This is a genomic window from Rahnella sp. PCH160 (genome assembly GCF_047784855.1).
In the GTDB taxonomy this organism is placed as follows: Bacteria; Pseudomonadota; Gammaproteobacteria; order Enterobacterales; family Enterobacteriaceae; genus Rahnella.
This window is the reverse complement of the sequence record NZ_JBLOGT010000002.1, coordinates 43,521-69,715: the sequence shown is the minus strand read 5'-3', so window position 1 is coordinate 69,715 and position 26,195 is coordinate 43,521. Positions and strand designations below refer to the sequence as shown.

At 52.1% G+C, this 26,195-nt stretch carries 19 protein-coding genes and 1 pseudogene; all 20 read left to right on the top strand.

Translation table 11 applies throughout. From position 1 onward, the window contains the following. The first annotated feature begins 42 nt into the window (after positions 1-42). The 20 genes and pseudogenes from ACM5QY_RS23135 to ACM5QY_RS23040 all read left to right on the top strand — a co-directional run bounded on the left by ACM5QY_RS23135 (position 43) and on the right by ACM5QY_RS23040 (position 26,088). Positions 43-690: a hypothetical protein gene (locus tag ACM5QY_RS23135; RefSeq protein WP_416123024.1), complete on the top strand. Its 648-nt coding sequence runs from the start codon at positions 43-45 to the stop codon at positions 688-690. Then, a complete protein-coding gene (locus ACM5QY_RS23130; protein ID WP_416123023.1) occupies positions 687-908 on the top strand; it encodes a hypothetical protein in 222 nt (73 codons plus the stop codon). Before ACM5QY_RS23135 ends, ACM5QY_RS23130 begins: the two co-directional genes overlap by 4 nt. A 403-nt stretch (positions 909-1,311) precedes the next feature. Further along, positions 1,312-3,803: pseudogene (locus tag ACM5QY_RS23125) on the top strand (DUF2345 domain-containing protein). A 12-nt stretch (positions 3,804-3,815) separates the two neighbouring features. Continuing rightward, entirely contained in the window at positions 3,816-5,978 is a 2,163-nt protein-coding gene (locus ACM5QY_RS23120; protein ID WP_416123022.1) for a hypothetical protein, read from the top strand. A 16-nt stretch (positions 5,979-5,994) separates the two neighbouring features. Further along, entirely contained in the window at positions 5,995-6,924 is a 930-nt protein-coding gene (locus ACM5QY_RS23115) for a formylglycine-generating enzyme family protein (RefSeq protein WP_416123021.1), read from the top strand. Positions 6,925-7,255: 331 nt separating this feature from the next. Next, positions 7,256-7,522, top strand: a complete 267-nt coding sequence (locus tag ACM5QY_RS23110) for a PAAR domain-containing protein (protein WP_416123020.1) — start codon at positions 7,256-7,258, stop codon at positions 7,520-7,522. 100 nt (positions 7,523-7,622) lie between these two features. Continuing rightward, entirely contained in the window at positions 7,623-8,684 is a 1,062-nt protein-coding gene (locus ACM5QY_RS23105) for a type VI secretion protein (protein ID WP_416123019.1), read from the top strand. Next, a complete protein-coding gene (locus ACM5QY_RS23100) occupies positions 8,668-12,081 on the top strand; it encodes an ImcF-related family protein (RefSeq protein WP_416123018.1) in 3,414 nt (1,137 codons plus the stop codon). The genes ACM5QY_RS23105 and ACM5QY_RS23100 overlap by 17 nt, the downstream gene beginning before the upstream one ends. After that, on the top strand, positions 12,081-13,685 hold the full coding sequence (gene tssA, locus ACM5QY_RS23095) for a type VI secretion system protein TssA (protein WP_416123017.1): 1,605 nt from the start codon (positions 12,081-12,083) through the stop codon (positions 13,683-13,685). The genes ACM5QY_RS23100 and tssA overlap by 1 nt, the downstream gene beginning before the upstream one ends. A gap of 26 nt (positions 13,686-13,711) precedes the next feature. Continuing rightward, positions 13,712-16,213, top strand: a complete 2,502-nt coding sequence (locus ACM5QY_RS23090; protein ID WP_416123408.1) for a DUF2345 domain-containing protein — start codon at positions 13,712-13,714, stop codon at positions 16,211-16,213. Positions 16,214-16,236: 23 nt separating this feature from the next. Beyond that, positions 16,237-17,592, top strand: coding sequence for an S-type pyocin domain-containing protein (locus ACM5QY_RS23085; RefSeq protein WP_416123016.1), 1,356 nt, complete (start codon positions 16,237-16,239; stop codon positions 17,590-17,592). After that, a complete protein-coding gene (locus ACM5QY_RS23080; RefSeq protein ID WP_416123015.1) occupies positions 17,593-18,102 on the top strand; it encodes a DUF6392 family protein in 510 nt (169 codons plus the stop codon). Between the two features lie 215 nt (positions 18,103-18,317). Continuing rightward, positions 18,318-18,827 (top strand): DUF6392 family protein, encoded by a 510-nt coding sequence (locus tag ACM5QY_RS23075; protein WP_416123014.1) that lies wholly within the window; start codon positions 18,318-18,320, stop codon positions 18,825-18,827. 96 nt (positions 18,828-18,923) lie between these two features. After that, on the top strand, positions 18,924-20,030 hold the full coding sequence (locus ACM5QY_RS23070; protein ID WP_416123013.1) for an SEL1-like repeat protein: 1,107 nt from the start codon (positions 18,924-18,926) through the stop codon (positions 20,028-20,030). A 251-nt stretch (positions 20,031-20,281) separates the two neighbouring features. Beyond that, positions 20,282-20,692, top strand: a complete 411-nt coding sequence (locus tag ACM5QY_RS23065) for a hypothetical protein (RefSeq protein WP_416123012.1) — start codon at positions 20,282-20,284, stop codon at positions 20,690-20,692. A 245-nt stretch (positions 20,693-20,937) separates the two neighbouring features. After that, positions 20,938-22,701, top strand: a complete 1,764-nt coding sequence (tssF, locus tag ACM5QY_RS23060) for a type VI secretion system baseplate subunit TssF (protein WP_416123011.1) — start codon at positions 20,938-20,940, stop codon at positions 22,699-22,701. Further along, positions 22,665-23,762, top strand: a complete 1,098-nt coding sequence (gene tssG, locus ACM5QY_RS23055; protein WP_416123010.1) for a type VI secretion system baseplate subunit TssG — start codon at positions 22,665-22,667, stop codon at positions 23,760-23,762. Before tssF ends, tssG begins: the two co-directional genes overlap by 37 nt. After that, the gene (gene tssJ / locus ACM5QY_RS23050) at positions 23,743-24,279 is read left to right on the top strand and encodes a type VI secretion system lipoprotein TssJ (RefSeq protein WP_416123009.1); all 537 of its coding nucleotides are present in this window, start codon (positions 23,743-23,745) and stop codon (positions 24,277-24,279) included. Before tssG ends, tssJ begins: the two co-directional genes overlap by 20 nt. A 1-nt stretch (position 24,280) precedes the next feature. Further along, on the top strand, positions 24,281-24,709 hold the full coding sequence (gene tssE / locus ACM5QY_RS23045; RefSeq protein ID WP_416123008.1) for a type VI secretion system baseplate subunit TssE: 429 nt from the start codon (positions 24,281-24,283) through the stop codon (positions 24,707-24,709). Between the two features lie 11 nt (positions 24,710-24,720). After that, positions 24,721-26,088 (top strand): VasL domain-containing protein, encoded by a 1,368-nt coding sequence (locus ACM5QY_RS23040; protein ID WP_416123007.1) that lies wholly within the window; start codon positions 24,721-24,723, stop codon positions 26,086-26,088. Positions 26,089-26,195 lie beyond the last annotated feature (107 nt).

Genomic DNA, 26,195 nt, shown 5'->3' with positions numbered 1-26,195 from the left:
CCGGCGAAAAATAGTTTTCAGATTCTCTAAGGGAAAATCATTATGGAAGGTGCAAAAGAGATTGCGCGCGACATGCTTGATGCTATCAATGTAGCTAGTCATGGATTCTTCGGCGCTGTTGCAAAAGGGTTTATCTCATTTCCTGTTAGCTTCGGGTATCTTGGTTATGATTTTATGGATGCAGGCCACCGTAGTGAAAACTTTGATGATAAGATGAGAATTGCTAAATTAGTAAAGTCGGGGACGTCCAATGAGAAGTTAATTCATGCTGCTCTCAGCGTGTTTATTGATGATTTCACGTCAAGAATCAATATTGAAAAGCTCACCGAAGCGTTAAAGAAAATCCTTGGTTCATTAGCAGGCAAATTTGCATTTACCGAAATAACAGGCTTTAACATTGGTAGCGCAATAACATCTCGCGGTTTAGCAGGGATTTTAGCCGGCGGCACAGTTGGCACGTTTATCGCTATCGGTGCAGAAACTTCAAGAGCTATTTACACATCAAGATACTTACGAGAAAGGAACCCTTCTATATATTATAAGTTAAAAAAAATGGGAGACTTGGATCTTCTTTATTTTCTCATTGAAGATACCGTAAAACCATTTGAAAAAGCATGTGAAGTCGATAACAAAAACCCAGCAGAGTTCAATAAAATATGTGAGTACTTTTTTGGAGGAATGGCACAATGAAAAAACTCATTCTCATTCTCATATCCAGAGCGATACGCGGGCTAGGTATGGGACTAGGCTTTGGTGGTTTTGTGCTATCTATTTGGTTCTTTTTTTTCTCTTCTCTGGAAGGGAAATACACTCTTGGCATATATTCATTGATTGCTTTCATTATAGGCTACGGTTTGTTCCGCTTTGCGTTTGTGTATATTTATGATGAAAAGGACGAATATTACTAACTCCACACAAACGTTAGCATTTCACTTAACCTTAACGTAATCATAAAACACTAACAAAGTATATATTTGTCAATGCCTGAGCAAGACTCCATAAGTGAGTGAAAATGAATATAAAAGACTTCTTCCTAATAATCATATCACGATTCATCGCCGGGATAGGAATGACGATAGGCACTGTCAGCGTGGTTTATTCTATATGGTGCTTCTTTTTTTCTCATAAACCTTACCATTTCCTTTTTGGATGCGCGGGTATTCTGGCCTTTTTCATTGCCTATGGCCTTTATAAATTCGCACTGACTTATATTTATGACGAATGGGATCATTATCGCTAACCTGTAATATCAACAAAAAAGTATGGCGACTTTATTTAAAATTATTATTTGCGGGGTAGGGAAATATCCATATGGAAAATATATCTGAAATGATTAGAACCACGCTTAACCGCTATACCCTGACTATTCCATCCTGCCCTTACCTTCTGGATATAGAAAGTTTTGACGGCCTGGAGCAAATCAGTGAGCTTTATCATTACACGATCAAATTCACCACACTACATCCTGACCTTACCCCGGAAATGTTACTGAATAAACCCGCCACCCTGAGCATGGGAATTGGTGATCTGTTCAACCCGATCGAAGGGAAAGTGGTACACGGTGTGGTCACCAGCTTTCAGCGCCTGAGCGGATCTCGCGATCAGGTTCGGTACGAAATTATTGTTAAACCTTTCCTGTCACTTCTGGACAAACAGTTCCGCACCCACCGCTTCTTCGTCAATAAATCCGTGCAGGACGTCGTGGAACAGGTTCTTCAGGAACATGGCCTTAAAGGCTGGGAATATGAATTTACCCTCAAGCAGACTTATCCAAAGCGCGAGCAGATAAACCAGTATCAGGAAAGCGATCTGGAATTTATCGAACGCCTGCTTTCCGAAGTCGGGATTTTCTATTTCTTCAGCCTGCAGCCTGATACGCAAACCGAAGTGCTCCACTTTGCCGACAAACAAAGCGCCTATGAATTCGGTAAAACTCTTCCGCTGAACAGTCCGTCGGGCATGAGCGACAGCGGCGCTGAGTCAGTCTGGGGGCTGAGCATTCAACAGAATGTGGTGCAGGCCAGCGTGACGGCAAAGGACTACAACTACCGCGAAGCACAAAAAGTACTGCAATCAGCCAAAGCTGATGCAACGCGTGGCGACGGTGAAGGGATCAATTATGGTGACGTTTATCACTATAAACCCCGCCATCTGGATACCGGCGCGAAGACCGACGCGGCAGCCGAAACCGGTAACTTCGCAGCGCGCCTCGACCATGAGCGTTTTTTATCTCAGCAAACATTGATTACCGGCCGCAGCACGGACGTCACACTACACCCCGCGCAGGTGCTCACCGTTATCGACAGCGCTATCCCGTCCTCGCTGCCGGAACAGTTGTCACTGCCGATGGTGGTGATCCGCACAGGATTTTTCGCCAGCCGCAAAGATGCGTTGGTAGTGACCCTCGCCGCTGTTCCCTTTAGCGAAACCCTCTGCTGGCGTCCGGCGCTAAAAGATCGCCCGAAAGTCAGCGGTACGATGATGGCGCGCGTCACCAGCGCGAAGGCCAACGATATCTACGCCTGGCAGGACGCGTCCGGTTTATATCGGGTGAAATTCGATGCCGATCAGGACGATAAAACGCAGGGTCAGGAAAGCATGCCGGTGCGCCTCGCGAAACCCTACGGTGGCGACGTTTATGGGATCCATTTCCCGCTCATTCAGGGCACAGAAGTCGCGATCGCCTTCCACGACGGCGACCCAGACAGACCTTACATCGCTCACGCCCTGCACGATTCGCGTCACCTTGATCACGTCACCGAAAAGAACAGCACCCGAAACGTCATCCGCACCCCTGCCCTCAACAAGCTGCGGATGGAAGACAAGCGAGGCGAAGAACACATCAAACTCAGCACCGAGTACGGCGGCAAGACGCAGCTGAATTTGGGGCACAATGTGGATGCTGCCCGTGAAAAACGTGGTGAAGGGTTTGAACTGCGCACGGATGAATGGGGTGCCATCAGGGGCGGTAAAGGGATTTTTATCAGTGCGGATCAGGCTGGTGTCAGTGATCAGATGCTGGATATGCAGGCCGCTATTGCTCAGCTGGAAAGCGCCCTTTCGCTGGCGAAAAGCCTGTCTCAGGCAGCGGAAATCGCCAAAGCAGAAAAAGCGGAAACAGTTAGCCAAAACGCACTGAATAAATCACTTGAACAGCTCACCGCACCAGGAATAGTGATGCACGCCCCTGAAGGGGTCGGTATCGTCAGTCCGAAAGCGGTGCGTATCGCGTCTGGAAATGAAAGCGTGGGATAATGTCTGGCAGTAATACTGACATCAGCGCGATGAAAAACTTTACTGTTGCAGCCACTGATACGGTGAGCCTGTTTGCAAGCAAGTCAGGGATGAAGCTGTTTGCAGGAAAAGGCAAAGTCGATATTCAGGCGCAAGGAGATGCATTGTCTGCACTGGCCAAAACAGACATTAATATCATCAGCGTGGAAGGTAAAGTCACAGTGACGGCAGCCAAAGAAATTGTGCTGACTTGTGGAGGAGCCTACATAAAAATTAGCGATGGCAACATTGAGCTGGGTGCCCCGAAGAATATTCTGCTAAAAGCCGCGAATGTACAAAAAATGGGGCCTGCGAGTATCAATTTACCGCCACCCGAATTGCCTAAAGGGTTCAATGAATTCTTTGTTGTAAAGGATGAAAATACCGGGAAGCCTCGCCCTCATTATCCCTACCGACTGGTCACAGCCGAAGGTGAGGAAATTAGCGGACGGACAGATGCCGAAGGGAAAACGACGACCGTATACAGTGCAACACCCGGAAGCATAAAACTTTATTCGGACGATGATTGACAGGGAGCTAACATGACTGATTCAAAAAAAACAGTGGCTACAGCGCAAACGCAGGTTCAGGGAAATGGGACCGATGCGAATATAAAATCGAAAGATAATGGCGTTATCTACTTCGAGCTTTCTACCGGCTATTATTACGTTGTCGATGGGGCCACTGCGACTGCAATTGAAGACGAAAATAACCGGTTGCAGCATTTGGTAGAAACACAAATTAATGCAAGCAAAGCCTTTTCGGATATTCAGGGCCAATGTCTGGCCGCGCCCAAAGATCAGGCTCTCAATTCCAAATACCGTCAATTAGAACAGACTTTGTTTGACGCCAACAAGGATCTGAAAAATGGCCTTAATTTTCTGGAACCTTTACAAGCCAGCGATGATGACAAAACAAAGATTCATTCTTTGAGTGAAATTGGCAAAGACACTGAGAAATTAATTGAAGTATTGCCGATAAAAAAATCCGCGGGTAAAGGTAAGATAATTTATGTCCGGCCACGTTTGAACAAAAAAAGATGGGAACCTTATATTCCTGAACAGGCAGAAAGCGGTAAAGGCAGTTTCATTAAAAACGGAAAAATTGATAAAGCAGAACTGCACAAACAATTAAAAAGTGTGACCTCCAAAATTAAACAAGATTGGGACATTATCGATCCTAAAGATCATACAGGGACATTGTTTGGCTGGGCTGAAAAATGGAATGAAGGAAAAAATTCTCATCTACAGTTGCATGATGATAAAGAACAGTCCCCGGACGATCATTTTGATGCATCGTTTGGCGCTCAGCTGATGCGTTATACGTCCGGACTTGGGGCAAATATTGAGTTTGACCCAACCAAAATGGAAGGCCAGGCGAAGTTGAGTGGCAATGCGGAGTTTGCCGTTTGGGAAGCCAAAGGGAATTTTAAAATCATGCACCCGCACCGGCTGGGGTGGCTCCCTTCCGTGCCAAGGCGTGATGGTAAAGGTGATTGTGTATTAGGATATTTACGCATCGATTTAGAAGTTGTCGCAACCAGCAGTCTCGGAGCCTCAATCACTGCTGAATTAGGTATAGAAATCAATAAAAAACCTGATACGCAGGAGAAAGCCGGTATCAGGGGGATAGGTTCGGATTACAAGCCAACTCCGGCCCCCGCTGAGAGGAAAATAGATTTAAGTAAAGTGGCCGAAAACTCGGATGTAAAGGCTGGGATACGCGCTTTCGCTTGGTTTGAGGCCAAAGGTGAAGTATCAGGTTCAGTGATGTGGAAAGAACCCGATAAAATGACCTCTAAAAATGAAGATGATTATAAGGCAATTGCTAAAATCGGTGAAAGCATATCCTACCTCGCCGGTGCCGGTTTTGAAGCAACATTTCAAATCAAACTCTATAAAGGAAAATTATACGTTGCCTGTCATGCAGGGCTTTGCTGGGGACAAGGTGCCAGCGGGGGTATCGATTTTGAGGTTGATGCAGGGCAATTGTTTGATTTTCTAAAGTACGTGTGCTACTTACTGCGTGATGCAGATTATCAGAAGTTATCAGTGATAATTATAGGTTCTTCATTCCCTGTGATTACAAAATTAATTTTACTTTCGCTGGTAATGGACTTAGAAACAGTACGTCGGCTATATAATAAAGGCGTCGACTTAGATAAATCTATTGATGAATTTTTTGCTGACAAGAAAAAAAGATCTTTTTTTATTGAAAGCATCTCAAATAATAAAGAGCTATGTCATTACACTACGCCTGAAATAAAAGGTAACATGTTAGCCATGCTAATAGAAGAAGACTTCTACGACGGTGTAAGAGATATTCTCCCAGGTAACCAATTAGGAATAAAAAAAGGAATTCTAAATATATTCAGATGGGTACAGTCTAAAGCTGAATACCGAAATGTTTTACAATACTGTTCACTTACGTTAGGACAACGACAATATCCTGACTGGGAAGTTAAAATGAAACAACTGGAAATTCGCATGTACGCCCCCGATATTACAGAGGTCAGTGATAACTGGACGTCTGGCACGACAATTGACAGTGGCAGGTATGGTGCTGCTTTCGAAAAAATTTATAATTTATTAAGCGAACTACCTATGCCAGGTTTTCCTATTACTCCGAATGACTCACTTGATTATGCGCTATTCAAAAACACTTTAAATAAAAATTATTACGACGCAAGTGAAAGATTGGTTTAAATAAAAAGGGCTAACTATGAAAAAATCAAAAAAAATCGCACTCTGCTTTAGTGTTTTGACGCTAACGGGTTGCGACAAAAGTGATCAGGCCGTTACTGAAGTCATGAAAAACATGGTCTTTGTGCAAGGTGGAACCTTTGAAATGGGAGATATATGCCTTAAGACATACGGGCAACCTTGCACCTTTGCCAATGAGGGGGCGAGTTTTCCTGTTCATACCGTTTCGTTAGACAGTTTTTATATTGCTAAATATAAAGTCACTTACAAAAATTATGATACTTATACCAATAATAAAGGGTTGCCTGAGATAAAAATAGATTCTGGGTATCTGAAAAGGTATCCAAAATTGCGTGACCCTGACTACCCAGCGACAGCCAACTGGCAACTAAGCCGGGATTATTGCCAATGGTTGGGTCAAAAAACTGGATTGCCATTCGATTTACCTACAGAAGCACAGTGGGAATATTCTGCCCGCAATCGCGGACAAGATGTTCACTACGGAACTAATGACGGCCATTTTAAAGTTGGCGTTAATGTCCCTTCTGATGAACAGCAGGAAAGTTACTCCGGCCTTGGAGACGGGCTTTTCCCTGTAGGGCAGTACCCCGCAACACCATTAGGATTATTTGATATGGGGACTAATGGGCAGGAGTGGATGCGTGACTGGTACAGTAAAAGCTATTATCAGCACAGCCCGCAAAATAACCCAACGGGGCCTGAAGAAGGCAAAGAGAAGACCCTCAGAGGAATGCCAACTGCAGACAGTCGGGCGGATGATGCAGCCCCTACTGCGACAACAATGTTTAGGACAGGAAAGGACCCATTGTTAAAAGAATTCCCCCAAGTTTATGGAGTAAATATAATGGAGATTTTGAGAAAGCACTTGCGGCAGACACTGAAAATAATCCCTATGAAGTTGCAAAGCGTGGTTTTATACCGAAAATAACTTTCCGCTGCGTCATTAATGCACAGTCACTACCAGCAAAGTATCTTAAATAATTTGAGCAGCTGAAATGACGTAAGGAAGGAATAAATGAACTCCAGGATATTAGTTTTGATTGCCACTTCGCTGAGGCTTCAAAGAGTAATGCCGTATAAAAAATAAACTGGGCAACCCCATTGGACATGCGGTAACAAATCCAGACGACAGCACTGTGTATAAAGATATAAAAGAAAATGTCATTACTGTTACATCAGCCAATTAATAGAAACGACAGAGTAAACATTTAAAACATCTTCCATATAACTCATCAATAAACTACAGAGGCGATACTGTTATGCCAAAAGGCTTCGTATTACTTGGCGATAAAACCACGCACGGTGGCACTGTTATTTCAGCATCGTCAACCATGATCGTGAACGGAAAAGCTGTCGCACTTGTGGGCGACAAAATCAGCTGTCCGGTTCCCGGACACGGCACTAACCAAATTGTGGAAGGTTCTCCTGATTGGGTATCTGATGGTAAAGCCATTGTAGTCGATGGTTGCCGGTGTCAGTGCGGCTGTCAGGTCATTTCAAGCGCGCCGGATTGCGCAATAGGATAAGTCATGGGCTGGGAACGTCAAAAACCCTTTACGCCTGAACAACCCGCTCCCCTTCTTCCGGGGCTGGTTACTCAGCGGTGTACTGGCGGTCATCGCCGGCGTGTTGTTCTTCGTTTTACACGCTTCCGGAACGCTGAGTGTCCTCAATGCAGTGAACATCTGGTTATTTTCACTGATCCCCGTGGTCCTCTGGATACTGATCTTCTGCATGCGCGGCTATCTCTACGGGCGTGAACTGGAACGCTTTCAGTTTTTTACGCAGGAAGCTGAACATGCCCAGCAGCAGTGGACTGCATGGGCAGAGCGCTATATCGCGATATCGGCAAGTTGCCTGTTATTGCCAGACCATATTTCAGCCGCGCTGTTGCAGCAAAATGCCACCGGCCTCGAGCAGTTCCCGCGACTCGTTCGCCGCATTGATTATCTCGAAGACAAATCTCCCCTGTCCGTTCTGTTGATGGGCGCGCAGGAGGCAATATCAGGGCTGCCTGTTGAATTACCTCTTCAGGTCACTTTGCTCAGCGATGAACCGGAAAGAACCCGGCAAGATTTACTGGCCCGGTTTGATAAAACCTGGCAGGAAGTGTTCCCGGGACAACCGGGGCCAGCTTCACTCAATCTTGCTGACCAGCTCTCCTTTAGCACTCTCGATGAACGCCTCAGACAGCCGGAGTCTTTCGTTCATCTGGTTCTGGTCATGCAGTTACATGGCGACGAGGCTTATTCGGATGGCCTGGCCGCGCTGATGTTTACCAGCGATGACGTGGCGGGCAAGTATTCATTACCGCATTCTGTCCGGCTGCTGCGTCCTATGCCTCTGGATATGGATCATTTTGATGAAGATCTGACGCTGTTTCTGACGACGCAAACGCATGCAATTCGCACTGCCGGTGTTCTTGCTGATCATCAAAAATGGAAAGAATCCACAGCCGGGCTGATAGACACCGGTAATGCACTGGGCACGAAGTGGCAGGCAGAAGACATGACAACTGTCGAAACATATTGCGGTATTCAGGGGCCTTATTCGCCCTGGCTCAACCTTGCGCTGGGGGCTGATTTTGTCCGCATCGGGCAACAATCATGGTTAGCGTTATCCACAACAGGAGCAGAAAATTTTGTTTACACCATCACATCAGGGAGTGGGGATGAGCGCGTTATTTAGGCTCTGGCGTATCGGTGGGCTGACGGTTCTGCTACTGGCGATACTCAGCCTTATAGGCTGGGCTATCTGGTATCACGGCGAAATGATCGGGCTCGACACGACCAGCAAAAAGGTCGTCGCCTTCCTGCTGGTCTGTGTGCTGGGTGCAGCATTACGTTTTGGGCCTGCGTTGCTGCGCCTGGCTCGCCAGGTAATTCACCGCAAAGAAGAGAAACAACACAATATTCTGCCGGACAGTGAAAACCGCCTCGCACAAACGCCGCCGCGCCACATCACGGTCGCTGAAATCCAGCAGGCCCTGCGCCAGACCTACGGTCGCTTCTGGTCCCGCAAAGTCCGTATTCTGCTGCTGACCGGCAGCACGGCGGATGTGGAGCAACTCGCACCCGGCCTGACCGAACAAAACTGGCAGGAAGATGCGGGCACCGTTTTACTCTGGGGCGGCGATTTAGGCGCACAGGCAGATGCCGCCTGGCTGGGCGCACTGCGTAAACTGCGCCGGCGTCCGCTCGATGGTGTGGTGTGGGTGACGTCTGCCCTCGCAAAAACCGCGCTGCCCGGCCAGAAAGATGTACGGCCTGCGCTTTCCACCGACATGATGGACAGCGTCGCGCAGGCATTTACCGCGCGTTATACGCTGCTGGGCTGGCGGCTGCCGCTGTATGTCTGGTCACTGCACATCGCTGAAGGTGTAAAGGCTGACCGCATTACCCAGTCGGTCGGCTGTTTGCTGCCGGCGGATTGCCGCGCGGATGAACTGAGCGCGCAGCTCAGCGGTCTGGTGCCGGTGCTGATAGAGCAAGGCACACAGCAGGTGAGTACTGACACCGCGCATCAGTTTTTACTGCAACTGGCTGACCAGCTGACACGTTCACCGGAGTCGGTGGCCGGGCCGCTGGGTGCGCTGCTTAATCCGTACCGCCCTTCCCCGCTGGCCGGTGTGATGTTCAGCCCGGCGTCGGTGGATGCCAAACGCACCGTGAAACATCACTGGGGCAAAGACAACCGCTGGGATGTCCTGCTCGGTTCCCTGCCGTCACTGCCTGCCGGACTTGCAGCGAAGAAGCTCGGTTTTGCCTGGCGCAGATTGCTGGCCCTGATTGCAGCGGGTGCGATGATGTTATGGGGCGCAGGCTCGGTGATGGCCTTTCTGGTTAACCGCGACGCCGTTAAGGATGCGCAGTCACAGGTGGAACTCGCGGCAAACGACAAACAGCCTTTACCGGCGCGCCTGCAGGCGCAGCTGGCGTTACAGCACACACTGGATAAATTGCAATTCCGCCAAATTGATGGCGTGCCGTGGTACAGCCGCTTTGGCCTCAGCCAGAACGACCCGCTGCTCGCCGCCCTCTGGCCCCATTACGGCGCAAGCGCACTGCCGCTGCTGCGCGATGCCGCGGCACAGCACCTTGAATCTCAGCTCGAAGCACTGGTGCAGCTTGCGCCCGATGACCCGAACCGCGACAAGCTCATCAAACCCGCTTACGACCAGCTGAAAATGTACCTGATGCTGGCCCGCCCGGAGAAGATGGACTTCACCTGGTTCAGCAATACGTTACTCAACGACTGGCCGCAGCGTGACGGCGTACCGGACGGCGTCTGGCAGGGTGAGGGCCCGACCCTGTTAGCCTTTTATGCCCGCAATCTTGCCGCGCATCCGAAATGGCGTCTGACACCGGATGACCGTCTGGTCAGTCAGGTGCGTACCCTGCTGGTTCGTCAAATGGGCGCGCGCAACAGCGAGTCCTCCCTTTATCAGAAAATGCTGCGTCAGGTTGCCAATCAGTACGCCGACCTGCGCCTGGCAGACATGACCGGCGATACCGACGCCAGCCGCATCTTTACCACCGATGCCGTGGTGCCGGGCATGTTCACCCGCAAAGCCTGGGAAGAATCGGTTAAACCGGCCATTGAAAAAGTGGTCAGCGGACGCCGCGAAGAGATGGACTGGGTGCTCAGTGACATCAAAACCACCGCCGTGCAGCAGGATTCCCCGGAAGCGCTGCAGGCCCGCCTGAAAGAACGCTACTTTGCCGATTTCTCCGGTAGCTGGCTGGAGTTCCTCAACAGCCTGCGCTGGCAGCAGGCGCAGACGTTATCTGATGCCATCGACCAGCTGACGCTGATGGCCGACGTGCGTCAGTCGCCGCTGGTCGCGCTGATGAACACCCTGAGCATTCAGGGCAAAACCGGGCAGACCGGCGAAGCGCTGTCGGACTCGCTGGTGAAATCCGCCAAAAACCTGTTAAACCGCGATGAACAACCGGCCATCGACCAGCAGGCTGGCGCTAAAGGGCCGCTGGACGCGACCTTCGGCCCGGTTCTGGCGCTGATGGATAACAAAGGCGGCGGGCAGACCAGCCTCAGCCTGCAAACCTTCCTTACCCGCGTCACGCAGGTTCGCCTCAAGCTGCAGCAGGTGGTAAACGCCGCTGACCCGCAGGCGATGACCCAGACGCTGGCGCAAACCGTGTTTCAGGGGAAAGCGGTGGATCTGACCGAGACCCGTGATTACGGCAGTCTGGTCGCCGCCAGCCTCGGGCAGGAGTGGAGCGGGTTCGGGCAGACGGTGTTTGTCCAGCCGATGGAACAGGCATGGCAGCAGGTGTTAACCCCGGCCGCCGAAAGCCTGAACGCCCAGTGGCAGGCCGCGATTGTCGATGACTGGAACAGCACGTTTGGCGGACGCTATCCGTTAAAAGACACCAGCAGCGAAGTCTCCCTGCCGCTGATGGCGCGTTACCTCAACAGCGACAGCGGCCGCATCGCCCGCTTCCTGCAAACCCGCCTGAACGGCGTGCTGCATAAAGAAGGCAGCCACTGGGTGCCGGACAGCATCAATGCGCAGGGGCTGACGTTCAGCCCGGCATTCCTCAAGGCCGTGGACCAGCTGAGCATGCTCTCTGACGTGGTATTCGCCAACGGCGAGGCGGGCGTCAGCTTCGAGCTGCGTCCGGGAACCGCCAAAGACGTGATGCAGACCGACCTGATTGTCGACAGCCAGAAACTCAGCTATTACAACCAGCTGCCCGCCTGGAAACGTTTCACCTGGCCGCACGACACCGAAGCACCGGGAGCCAGTCTGAGCTGGATAAGCACGCAGGCCGGTACCCGTCAGTATGCCGATATGCCGGGTGCATGGGGATTAATCCGCCTGCTCGACAAAGCCACCGTTACGCCGTATCCGGGCGTTAACAGCAGTTTCAACATCACCTGGAAAGCGCCCGACGGCAGGCCGCTCAATTACACCCTGCGTACCGAAGCCGGAGAAGGCCCGCTGGCCTTGCTGAAGCTGCGTAACTTCACACTGCCCGCACAGATTTTTCAGGTGCAGAACACCCCGGCAGCGCCGGCTGAAAAACCTTTTGACCCCGACGCCCTTGCAGAGGAACCGTAATGGCCACAATAACCACGCTGCAGAACGCCTGTTCTGCCGACCCCACGCTGCTTTTACAGCAGGCACAGCAGCAGATCTCTCTTTGGGATAAGTGGCTTGCCCCCGTCTCGCCTGATTCACCGGCCGGTGCTGACCCCGGCTATGACGACGACTTCCAGCAGATGCGCGAGGAGGTCAATAAGTTGTCCGGTGCGGACACGCGTCTGGTCTGTGAACTGGCGGAAAAACTGCTGACCACCACGTGCAAGGACGTGCGCGTGGCGACCTACTACATCTGGGCGCGGCTGCACACCGACGGCGAAAGCGGACTGGCGGACGGCCTCGCCCTGCTCGCTGGCCTGGTTACCCGCTTTGGCGACGCCCTGCATCCGCAGCGCGGCAACAGCCGCAAACTGGCGCTGGAATGGCTGGCGGGCAGCCGCGTGCTGGACAGCCTGTCGCTGTTCCCGGAAGTGGCAAAAGCCGATTTTGAACGTATCACCGGCGCGCTTTCCCTGATTGAAGAGAACGTGACAAGCTGGGATGACGCTGCCCGGCCGGAGCTCGGCGGCCTGTACGCGGCGCTGGAAAACCGGCTTGCGCAGTCCGGCGGCCCGGATGCCATCATTCCGCAAAACAGCAGCACCACGACGGGCAGTATTACCTCGTCGTCACCGGACACTCCGGCGCTCAAACCGGTCGCCTCAGGGCGCGATTTGCTCGATCAGGGCAAGCTGCTGGCAAAGTTCCTGCGTGACCAGCCGGACGGCTGGCTCTCCGGCCACCATCTGATGAAAAGCATCCGGCTGGATACGCTGCACGAGCTGCCGCCGCTGGCCGCCGACGGTCGCACCCGCCTGACGCCGCCAAAACCCGAACACCGCGCCCTGCTCAAACGCCTGTATCTGCAACAAAGCTGGCTGGAGCTTCTCGAACAAACAGACAGCCTGTTTGCGCAGGGCGTCAACCATCTGTGGCTGGATCTGCAATGGTATGTCCATCAGGCGCTGACCAGGGCGGGCGCACCGTATGAAAGCTGGGCGGGCATTGTTCAGCAGGATCTGAGCGGTTTGCTGACCCGCCTGCCGGGTCTTGAAGGGCTGGCGTTCAGTGACGGCACGCCGTTTGCCGATGAAGTGACGATGAACTGGCTCACCCAGCAGGTCACGATGTCATCGGACTGGAGCAACGACTCCGCAGCCTCAGCCAGTACGGCCGGTTCCGGCGATGACGACATCCTGCAACTGGAGCCGGAAGCACTGGCGCAGGCCGACAGCGACGGGATCGAAGCGGCACTTAGCTGGCTGCAAAACCGCCCCGGCACCCGCACGCACCGCCATCAATGGCTGATCCGTCTGCTGATGGCGCGCGTCGCCGAGCAGTACGGCAAAAACGACATGGCGCTGCATCTTCTCGGTGAACTGGATGGCAACGGAGCCCGTCTAACGCTCACGCAGTGGGAGCCGGATCTGCTGTTCGAAGTGAAAGCCCGCCGTCTGAAACTGCTGCGCATCAAAGCCAGCCGCGCGGACGCCGACAAACCCCGCCTGCAGGGTGAAATGGACAGTTTACTGGCCGGATTAATCAGCCTCGACCCGGCGCGGGCTGCGGTGTTGTGTGGATAAGTAAAACATAAGGATTTGCCCGAATGATGGATATTCTTACAAGTACTGTTGCCGCGTTGAGCGCCACCACCCTGAACCGTTACCGTCTTGATATTCCCTCCTGCTCTTCACCGCTGGATGTGGAAGACTTCACCGGCAATGAGAGGCTCAGTAAGACGTATCAGTACAACATCATGTTCACCAGCGACGATAAAGATCTGGATGCAACTCAGTTCCTGCGTAAACCCGCCAGCCTGACGATGGGCACCGGACTGCTGCAAAACCTGGTGGATCAGAAAGTCGTACACGGCGTGGTTACCGATTTTAGCCGGATTTCAGGCTCAGCCGACGAGGCGAAATACCGGTTAACGCTGGAGCCTTCCCTCGCCCTGCTGGACAAACAGTTCCGCACGCACCGTTTCTTCGTCAATAAATCCGTGCAGGATGTCGTCGCTCAGATTCTGGAAGAGCATGGCTTTAAGGGCTGGGAATATGAGTTTGCACTGAAACAGACTTACCCGAAACGCGAACAGATAAACCAGTATCAGGAAAGTGACCTGACCTTTATCGAACGCCTGCTCTCGGAAGTGGGAATTTTCTATTTCTTCAGCCTGCAGCCGGATACACAAACTGAAGTCGTGCACTTTGCCGATAAGCAAAGCGCCTACGCGTTCGGGAAAACGCTGCCGCTCAGCAGCCCGTCAGGCATGAGCGACAGCGGCGCGGAGTCCGTCTGGGGGCTGAGCGTTCAGCACAACGTCGTTGAGGCCAGCGTCACCGCCAAAGACTACAACTACCGCGAAGCGCAGAAGGTCAATCAGTCCGCCAAAGCCGACATGACGCGCGGCGACGGTGAAGGAAGTAATTATGGTGACGTCTACCATTACAAGCCCCGCCATCTGGAGTCCGGTGCGAAAACCGACCCGGCTGCTGAAACCGGCAACTTCATGGCGCGTCTCGACCATGAGCGATTTTTATCCGCACAAACGCTGATTACCGGTGCCAGTACCGATGCCACGCTGAAACCGGCGCAGGTGCTCACCATCACCGACGGCAGCATTCCGTCCACCCTGCCCGAACAGTTATCACTGCCGATGGTGATTTTGCGCACCGGATTTACCGCCAGCCGCAAAGAGGCGCTGAACATCACTTTCGCCGCCGCTCCCTTCAGCGAAACCCTGTGCTGGCGCCCCGCCCTCATGCCGCGCCCGACCGTCAGCGGCACCCTGATGGCGCGCGTCACCAGCGCAAAACCGAACGACATCTACGCCTGGCAGGACGCGGCCGGGTTGTATCGGGTGAAGTTTGATGCCGATCAGGACGATAAAAAAAAGGGTCAGGAAAGCATGCCGGTGCGCTTCGCGAAACCTTACGGCGGCGACGAATACGGCATTCACTTCCCGTTAATTCAGGGTACGGAAGTCGCGATTGCCTTCCACGACGGCGATCCGGACCGGCCTTACATCGCCCACGCCCTGCACGATTCCCGTCACGTTGATCACGTCACCGAAAAGAACAATACCCGCAACGTGATCCGCACACCGGCGAATAACAAACTGCGGATGGAAGACAAACGCGGCGCAGAACACATCAAGCTCAGCACCGAATACGGCGGCAAGACGCAGCTGAACCTCGGCCACAATGTGGATGCCGGGCGGGCAAAGCGTGGTGAAGGTTTTGAACTGCGCACCGACGAATGGGGCGCACTGCGTGCCGGTAAAGGCATTTTCATCACCGCCGATCAGCAGCCTGCCGCCAGCGGCAAACAGCTGGAAATGGATGAAGCTATTGCGCAGCTTGAACAGGCGCTGACGCTGGCGCGTAGTCTGGCGAAAGCGGCACAGATTGCCAAGGCGACGCCGGGCGATATTGACAGCCAGAAAGCGCTGAACGCCTCGCTGGCAAAACTGAAAGCGGCGGGCATTCTGATGTCCGCGCCACAGGGCATCGGCATCGTCAGCCCGAAAGCGGTGCGCGTGGCGTCAGGCAGCGAAAGTGTCGGGATGATGTCGGGCAGTAATACCGATATCAGCAGCGGCAAATCCTTCACCGCCGCGGCGGGCGAAAGCGTCAGCCTGCTGGCACAAAAAGCCGGGATGAAACTCATTGCCGGTAAAGGGAAAGTGGATATTCAGGCGCAGGGCGACGAACTGTCCGCACTGGCGAAAAACGATATCACCGTCACCAGCGCAGAAGGGAAAATCACGGTCACCGCCTCCAAAGAGCTGATCCTCACCTGCGGCGGCGGGTACATCAAACTCAGCGGCGGGAATATCGAAATCGCCGATCCGCAAAACATCTTATTTAAGTCGGCCAACTGGCAAAAGATGGGGCCGGCGAATTTTCGGGTGCCTCCGGTTGAGCTACCAAAAGGGTTCGAAGAACGTTTTACCGTCAAAGATCAGAAGACCGGTGAAATCATTCCCTATGCCCGTTACCGCATAACGACCGAGAAAGGTGAAGTATTTGAAGGAAGAGCTGATGCAAAAGGAAAAACGGCCGGCGTTTATACCGGAACACCTGAATCAATAAAAGTCGAACTGTTGTAAGTGATGGACAGGAGAAAGCCGTAATGTCTCAAATATTGGGAACTTCATCAGCCAGCACCTCTGCGACCCCACAAGAACCCGTTGTAGAACGCTTACCGGCAAAAGTTTTTTTTGCATCTGCATCATTGTCCGCTTCCATGGCCGGCGCTTATGTCATGGCGACGGAAACCGCGTTGGGTGGCGCGATCGCTACACGTGTTAGCACGGCGGCAGCGAGTGTAGGTGAAGGCTTAACGCTTAACCCCGCCACCGTCCTGATTATGGGATTATTTTACACACCTAGCCTGGGTAATTCTGACCTGCCTCCCGACCAGCTATATCAAAACATGATTAATGGCCAACTCTTGGTCGGCGCATATACCCGTGCCTCGAATACAGTTTCACAACAAGATTATGTACCGGAGGATGAACTCCGGCAGATAGCCCGGCAAAATGGCTCGGTACGAACACAAGTTCGCTTACGTGTTGAACAGGATGCCCGGACAGGCGAAAAAACCACGAAGAGTTACCAGGTTGGCGAAGGGAGCGGGCTGGACCGGGTTCGGGTGAGATTTGCAAAACGGGTTGATGATAAAACGTGGAGTTTTGAAGACCCGTCCATCAAGGGCAAGCTTGTCTGGTCAACGGACACCGGTCAGGGCAGATTTGTGCAAGGCGATAGCAGCACCCCCGTCCAGCTTAATCCGTCTACGAAAAACGAAACAACGATTCATGAAGGAAGTTCCGGCGGATATACTTCCCCGCCGACGCCAATGCCAGAGCCTGTCGGTATCTGGGGATTACCCAATCCGGCTCCTGAGCCCTTGCCACCGATACTGGGAACGCCAATTCCCGATGAACAGCGCCCGGGCATAGAAACATTTCCGATAGATGATCGGGATTTTGATGATTTCATCATTGTTGACCCGATTGGTAATGTACCGGCCATTTATGTCTATTTTCAGAAAGCCCCTGTCGAAAACCTTGAGGTTGACTATTATGGTAATTTCAAAGGCCGTTCGAGGCAGGGTGAATATGAGGTGGATCATATTCCATCAAGGGAAGCAGTACGAATATATCTAAAGAGAAAGAACCCCCTGGCAACAAATCAACTTATTGATAAAATGGTTGACAAGGTTGCATCTGTTGCTATTCCAAAGAAAGCTCATCAAAAATGTAGTGAGACCTATGGTGGAAGGAATAATAGACAGATTGAAACAGAAGGTGGCGAGACCATCAGACAAAAAGAACTGGATTCCAACGATCTTGAGGCGGCAGTTAATGCCAACTGGGATGCAAATGCTGAGTGCCTTAAGAATGAATATAATGTAATTGATGAAAGGCTCGAAGAGGTCAGAAAAGAATTACATAAATTAAACCGACAAACGGGGTTATATTAAATGAATATTAATATCGAAAAGCTAATAAATCAATTGGGTAAATCTTATCAGGAGATTTTTGACTTAGATTTAATTCCTTATAAGACAAAACCTTATGGCTCAGTTAGTGATGACGACGCTAGGTTAGATATGAAACGTGAGGGAATATATTTAGCTTTCATTAATAACTCTGAAAAAACCCTTACTGAAGTGACACTAACATTGGAGGATGAAGGGAAGACAGATTGGATCTTCCCTCATCCAATGCCGTTTGGCTTGGAACCTGTAATGACACAACAATGGGTACGGGCGCTCTTCGGAATGCCAATGATTTACGCTGAAGCCGAAATCATAATGACCATTTATGTAGGAGTGAGGGAAGTTTACACATTACCTTCTCCTCATCAAAATATCGCTGCAGCATTTACTTATAATAAAGATTTCTTTGTAGAAAGTGTTACTTTTTACTCATTAGAGAAAGCTAAAGAAATTCAGGCGGCGTTAGAGAAAAAGCGGTTGATTGGGAAATGAAACTGGGAATACAAGACCAACCGAAATCAGAATTTTTTTAGGAAGTTCACATTCGAGGGGAATTACCCATCCCCTTTTAAAGGTTCAGGGTTGATGTGCAAATTGCTATTTTTAGCATGTCTGTTACTGACGGTGTATGATCAAAATAACCTCACGCCGCCCGTTCATTTGGAACCAAATTACATGAATTAAATCAACACGTGGGACTATATTAAATGAATATTGATGTTGAAGAATTGGTGAAAAAACTAGGCCAGCCATATCAGGATATTCATGATCAAGGATTGATTCCTTATAAAACCAAGCCTTATGGCTCGGTGAGCGATGATGTTGCCAGCTTAGATTTGAAACGTGAGGGTATATTTTTATCTTTTATAAATAACGCTGAAAAAACCCTTAAAGAAGTATCGTTAATCTTAGAGGATGAAGGTAAAACCGACTGGTTATTTCCTAATCCGATGCCATTCGGTCTGCAACCTGTGATGACGCAGCAATGGGTGCGGGCGCGCTTCGGGTTGCCCATGATTTACGCTGATGCAAAAATAATGATGACTATTTATGTAGGAATAAAAGAGGTCTATAGCTTACCTGCTCCTAATCAACAAATAGCCGCCACGTTTACCTACGATGAAGATTTATTCGTGGGGAAAGTTACATTTTATCCATTATCTCGAGCAAAGGAAATTCAGGCCGCTTTAGAGAAAAAACGGTTGAGTGGAAAATGAAACTGAGAATACAAGACCAACCGAAACCAGAATAACCTTATTAGGAAGTTCACATTCGAGGGGAATTACTCTTCCCCTCCTAAAGGTTCAGGATTGATGCGCAAATTGCTATTTCTATCATGTCTGTTACTGATGGCGTGTGATCAAAATAACCTCACGCAGCCCGTTAATATAAGTGCGGCGATGGATCCGCTTTCTACTATCACTGCCAAACTGGCCTTTACCTGCAAGCATGAAACTATCCCGGAGGCCTCCGCAGACTCCGACTTATTGTTTAAGTATGCCCGCTGGTTGCAGATCAATAACCAGCTTAAGAAAGATGCTGCTGTAGAGAAGCAGATTGAACGACTGTACCGCATTGCCGCCGCCAACGGACATTACAAAGCCAATATCAATCTTCAAAACGGTACGATGCGCGGCCGGTTTGAGCTCAGCAGCGCAGAGCTGTTGCGCATGAGCCAGCAGATGATCGATGCAAAAGTGGCGACCGGTTACTACTTTGTCGCCCTTTATCTGAATAACGGCGCTGCCGGTTTACAGCAGGATAAGGACATGGCTTTGCGCTATTACCGCAAAGCGGCAGATGAAGGCAATCCCCAAGCACAGGCTTACATCGGTGAAAAACTGGCTCCGGGAAATATGGCACCGGATGTTTCCCGGCAGATGCGTCGCTGTGCGGCCGAGCAGGGGGAAGGCGAGTCTGCTGGTTTTTTGGGGATAGAGTTAAAAGGCGAAGAACAATACAAGGCTGCGGTGGAAGCATTTCAGTTGGGAGTCGCTGCAGGTGATGGCAGTTCTGCCAGTTTTTTGGAGAGTGGATTTGGCGGACCGGAACCCACAGATGGACTGTACTATATGGGACAGCAGAAAGATCCAGAACGCGCCAGTCGTTATAGAATAATAGGCGATATCCTGAGTCGTTACTCCTACGCCAATCCCAAAGTCCCTGAAATCAACGATATCGTCCCGCTGCCACCTGCCCCGCTGCCCGCCTGGGACGGTAAGCTAAAATGGGTCGAAGCCCGAAAAGCCAATGTGCCACCCACGAAACCCGGCGAAGCCCTGATTGAGCAACTGGCGAAAGACAAGCAGCTCAACCCGGAAACCGGCAGGCCGCTGCCGACCTCGCCGGATTTTGATAAATCAACCGCCGTACATCTGCTGTGTAAAACCGGTGAACCCTGCCCGAAAAGCGGCTACTAACGGCATATCAATTTAACGATGTCGTATAAACAGCAAACCTGCAACTTCGAATTTATTGTGTATACACAATAACCAGCATTAATAAATATTGAGGGATTATTTATGTGTAAATTATTAATGGATTTACAAAAGGAAATTGAGAAATTAAAAATGGTATAAACACACCAGAGGAAATAAAACTTCTTTACAAATGGATTGAAAAAAACGGTTTTGTCGAGGCTCGTGACGGTCTTATTGAGACACCTAAAGGCATGGTCGGTGACCCTGCTGTTTTCCAATATGGAAGAATCAATGTCGACTATGAATTTTCCCCGGACATAACCTTCACCACTTCAGCCCATAAAGGGCTGAATTATTGGTTTGACCTTCCGGAAATCACGGATGAAATATCTTCAAGGCTGGTGCCATTCGCGGAAAGTGGCTTTGACGGTTCTCGCCTTGCTTTTTGGCTTGATGATAACAACGAGCTTAGGTTTGTTCACATGGGGTCTGGTTCTGCTTCGACTCTATGTTGTGTGATTGCTAATAATGCAAAGGAGTTTTTAACGTTGCTTTCTATAGGATATGGTCAATTAGGCGATGTGTATGATTTTTCATCATCGCCTGAAGAAATAGCAGATGGAGAGGAAATAAAAATAAATCATTTTTTATTGACTGGTTAGAAAAAACCTTTGGTGTAAAAAGGCCTCACAATGCCGCCAATATAATAAACGAGACTCCAGATATTGGCGATGAAGATACTGCTGACGAATTTTGCCTATGGTGTAATAAGCAGTTCAGATAATAGACGAACAGCGGAATACGTTGTAGGTGTGTTGACATTTCTAATATGTATATCTAAACACCCGCTCAGACTTGGGCATTTATTTATCTGCCGTAACAGAAATCAATTTATTCTGGAAAGATAATGAAAGACTTAACCCTGCGTTATTACGACACCGAATTGCGCTATCTGCGCGATGCGGGAAAAGAGTTTGCACAGACTCACCCTGACCGGGCGGCGATGCTCGATCTCGATAAACCCGGTACACCGGACCCTTACGTCGAGCGGATGTTCGAAGGGTTTGCCTTCTCGATGGGACGGTTGCGCGAAAAGATTGATGATGACCTGCCGGAGTTCACCGAAGGGCTGGTGAGCATGCTGTGGCCACACTATCTGCGCACCATTCCGTCGCTTTCCATTGTGGCGCTCTCGCCGGACGTGCCGGCAATGAAGATTGCCGAAGTGGTGCCGGCGGGGATGGAGGTGTTTTCCCGCCCCGTCGGGCCGAAAAATACCGTCTGCCAGTACCGCACCACGCGCGAGATGATGCTTAACCCGCTCGCCGTCTCCAAAGTGGTGATGGCCACCGAGCCGGACGGGCGCTCGGTGCTGCGTCTGCGTCTGGCGTGCAGTTCGCAGGCCGACTGGTCGCAGGTGGATTTAACGCAGCTGAGCTTTTATCTGGCGGGCGACGCGCCGGTCAGCAGCGCGCTGCATCTCGCGCTGACCCGCCGTCAGGCGGCGCTGTATCTGCGTCTGCCCAATCAGGCCGACCGCATCCGGCTCGACGGCTGGTTCTCGCCCGGCGGATTTGCCGACGAAGACCTGCTGTGGCCTAAAGGCGAAAGCGCGTTCAGCGGCTACCAGCTTTTGCTGGAGTATTTCACCTTCCGCGAGAAGTTTATGTTCGTCAATCTCAACGGGCTGGGAGACATCACGCTGCCTGCCGGGATTGAATATTTCGACATTGAGGTCGTGCTGAGCAGCCAGTGGCAGAGTGACGTGCCGGTGACTGACGACGTGATGCATCTGCACTGTGTGCCGGTCATTAACCTGTTCTCCCTGGAAGCCGACCCGCTGATTATCAACGGGCTGGAAAGCGAATATATGCTGCGCCCGCGCCGTCTGCAGGACGGGCATACCGAGATTTACTCGGTGGACTCGGTCACAGGGTCGAGCCGCACCTCGGAGGCCAGCTATGTGCCGTTCACCAGCTTCCGCCATCAGGGCGGAATGCAGCGCCGTCATGCGCCGGAGCGCTATTATCACACCCGCGTCAAACGCGGCGTGACCGGGATGCATGACACCTGGCTTATCCTCGGCGGCGTGCAGTGGGAATCGGATCGCGATTTTGCGCGCGAAGCGGTTTCACTGAAAATCACCGGCACCAACGGGCAGTTGCCGCGCAAAGCCCTGCAAAGCACCCTGCTAGACCACTGCGAAGCGGTACTACAGACGCTGCTGAAAGTGCGCAACCTGTGCAAGCCGACGCTGCCAGCCTATCCGCCTGCGGAAGATCGTTTTCAGTGGCGGGTACTGAGCCATCTCGGCTCGAGCTACCTCAATCTGATGAGCAGCGCCGAAGTGCTGCGCGGCACTCTGGAGCTGTATAACTGGCAGGGAGATGAACTGAATAACCGCCGTCTCGACGCCATTCTTGAGGTGCAGCATCACCAGATCCAGCGCTTTGAAAAGGGCTTCCTGCTGCGCGGTATCGACATCGAAGTCACGATTGACGGCAACGGCTTTACCGGCGAGGGCGATATCCACCTGTTCGGCGAAATGCTCAACCGCTTCCTGGCGCTGTATACCGACATCCACCTGTTTAATCAGCTCACCTTAATCGTTCAGCCCGAAGGCAAATGCATCCGATGGAAAGAGAACCACAATCAGCGACTGCCCGGCTAATTGAACAGATGCGCGAAAAACTGCCGTACACGCAGTTTTATCGCTTCTGTCAGTTGCTGGAACAAAGCCAGCCGGATGTACCTGCACTGGGCAGTGACTGGCAGGTGAAATATGACCCGGTGCGTTTTCGTCCGCATCCGGGGATGGGCTTTCCGGCCAGTGAATTTAAACGGGTGGAGTTTCCGAATCAGGCACACCTGCCGCCTACGATCCGCACCACCTTTATGGGGCTGTACGGCGTGGAGTCGCCGCTGCCGACGGCCTATATCGACGACATCACCCAGCGCCGGGACGGGCACGAGGCGGTCAGTGATTTTCTGGACATTTTCAACCACCGGATGATCACCCAGTACTACCGCATCTGGCGCAAATACTCGTATCCGGCCACCTTTGTGGCCGGCGGCACGGACAGAACCTCGAAATACCTGCTGAGCCTGTGCGGGCTGGGGATTGACGGCTGCGCGGAAACGGTGGCAACACCGGTTTCACGCTTCCTTGCACTCACCGGCATGATGCGCCTGCCAACCCGCACGAGTGAAGGCGTCGTGGCGCTGGTTAAGCTGCTGGCCCCGGACACACAGGCCACAGTGATGGCGCACGACCGGCTGCGCATTCCGCTGCGCCACCGGCTGGCCATGAGCGCGCGTCAGCCCGTCAGTATGCGCAGCAGCCCGGTGATGGGGACGCACGCGGTGGACGTCAACAGCCAGATATTGCTGAACCTGAACACCCGCAATACTGATGAAGCCCGCGAGTGGCTGCCCGGCGGGCAACTGCATACAGATGTAGTGGCGCTGCTGCACGTTTACCTTGGCTCACGGCTGCACGTGCGTATGCAGCTCTCGGTACTGCGCAGCCTGCTGCCAGATGCCCGACTTTCCTGCCAGCCGCAGGAAAGCGGCGTGCTGCTGGGACGCACGGCAGTCATGCGCACACAACGCGCCGTCACTGCCACACCCGTTAGCGATACCGTTATCACCATTAATCTGGGCCGTTATCAGCGCGTTCAGGAAAACCCACACCGTAAAGAGACCGATGAACATGGCGATTACCGCTGGTAACACCCGCTGCACAGTGCTGGCACTGGCAATAACTTTCACGCTGAGCGGCTGCGGGCTGACCCAAAAAGTGAGCGACGGCACCGTCGCGGTCACGAAATCTATTTTCTACAAGCAGGTCAAGACACTGCATCTGGATATCCGGGCGCGTGACGCGGTCAACAACAATGCCAAAGGTGCGCCGCTGGCAACGGTCGTGCGTATCTATCAGTTAAAGGACCGCAAGGTATTTGACGGCACGGATTATCCGTCTCTGTTTGCCGGAGACGGTCAGGCTATTAAGGCCGATCTGGTCGCGGAAAAAGACATCCGCGTCCGTCCGGGCGAGGCGATAACGGTGGATATGCCGATGGACGAAAAGGCGCAATTTGTCGCCGTGGCCGGGTTGTTTCTGGCACCGGACATCGCCAATAACACCTGGCGACTGGTGCTGAGCCGCGACGACCTCGATCCGGATAAAGCCCGTCAGATTGAGCTCAATAACCAGGGAATGACGCTGATTCCTCTGAAGGATAAGTAAGATGCCGCAGCCTTCCGTCTATGAAATGCTGCTCGGTAACTTTGCCGGTGGCCTCGAACTGCATCAGGTCAGCGAACAGAATCAGGTCATCCTGTCCGTGCTCGACAACATGCAGCGGATCCTTAACTGCCGCGCAGGAACGATTTCACATCTGCCTGACTACGGCCTGCCGGACATGAGCAAAATCTTGCAGGGGATGCCCGGCACCGCGCATTCCCTGCTGACTACGCTCTCCGCCACGCTGCTGAAATACGAGCCGCGGATCCGAAAGCTGAACGTGATTTTACTGCCGCAATCCACGCCAGGGCTTCTTGAATACGCCATCGACGCCGAGCTGAAAGACCTCGGTCTGGTCCGGTTCGGGACTGAATTTATGCCGGAAGGCCGGGTGCTGATGCGCCACATGAAACAGCAGAATTACGCCCGTTAAGGAAAACAACCATGTCTATTGAACGCCAGCTACGCACCGGGGGCGACCCGCGTGCGCTGGCTGATTACGCCGTTTTACGCGAAGAACTGAGTAAGCTGACACATCCGGCGCGCCCGGATGTGAACTGGAAAAAAGTGGAGCAACTGTGCCTGAGCCTGTTCCAGCAAAACGGCATCGAGCTGCAAACTGCGTCGTGGTACACGCAGGCGCGGATGCAACTTGTCGGGCTATCCGGCCTGAATGAAGGACTGGCGATACTCGACGCGTTGATCTCACGCCAGTGGCCGGGGCTGTGGCCGCAGCCCGTTCACGCAAGGATGGAGATTCTGACCGGGCTGAGCCAGCGCCTTCAGCAATCCCTGCGGGGGATGACGCTGGAATACCGCGACCTGCCGCAAATTTATGAGGCGGAAAAACTCATCAATGCGCTGTGCGACGGACTGCAACGCCTTGAACTCAAACACGCCAGCCAGCTCGGCACATTGAGCACCTTTATGCAGGGCGCGGCGATGCGATTAGAAAACATGCACGCCACGACAGAGTCTGCCGTTGTGTTGCCTGCTGCCGCAGAAAAGGTCGAAAGAGAATGGAATACCGGCGCCAGTGAACCCTGGGTGTACGTCGCTCAGGCAGAACCGGTGGCCCCGCAGGTAGTGATTTCTCCAGCCCCGACAGCGAGACGTCCGTTACAGTGGAAAGGATTCGTGGCGGGGATCGTCGTCACCGTACTGGTCGGCAGCGGCGTAGTAGCAGGCGTGAATGCGTTTTATCATCCGTCTGCCAGCGAACGTCTGATGGCATCGCTTCAGGGTGTACCAAAACCACTGAACGCCACAACGCTGGAAGCCCTGAAAAATCGCGAGGCCGAATCGCTGAACCGGGAAGCACCCGCGATTATTGCGGCCACCCGCCAGCAGATGCGCCAGCTGGCCGCACTTTCACCGCGCTGGCCGCAGGATAGCGGTTCGCAGCTGGTACAACAAACCCGGCTTCTTTGGCCTGAAAATCCCGCGACGCAAAAGCTGACGCAGGAATGGACAGAGCAACTCACCGCAAACGCAATCCCGCTGGAAAACCTCAACGGCTGGCAGTCGGCCAACACGCAGTTGCAGCAACTGGCAGATAAACTCAACGGGCTGGATGAACAACGCGGCAAATATATGACCGTCTCGCAGCTCAAATCGTCGGTTTTTGCGATCCAGCAGGCACTTAACAGCGCCACGCCGGTCGAAGAGTCGTTGCGAAAATTAGCCGAAGCCAGACAGCAGAAAAGTGCCGTGTCCCCTCAGTTGCTGATGCAACTGGACAGTCAGTTCACGCAGTTGCTGAACCGGTATGAATTGCTGGTGCCTGCGGCTAACGTTTATAAAACTCAGTAACGATTATTATTAAGCCGTCAGTAAACTTGCTGTGCTGACGGCGTTTCCACCTGATGCTCAAATGTAAAAAAATGCTACAACCGTTACCCGTTTTGACGTCATTTCAA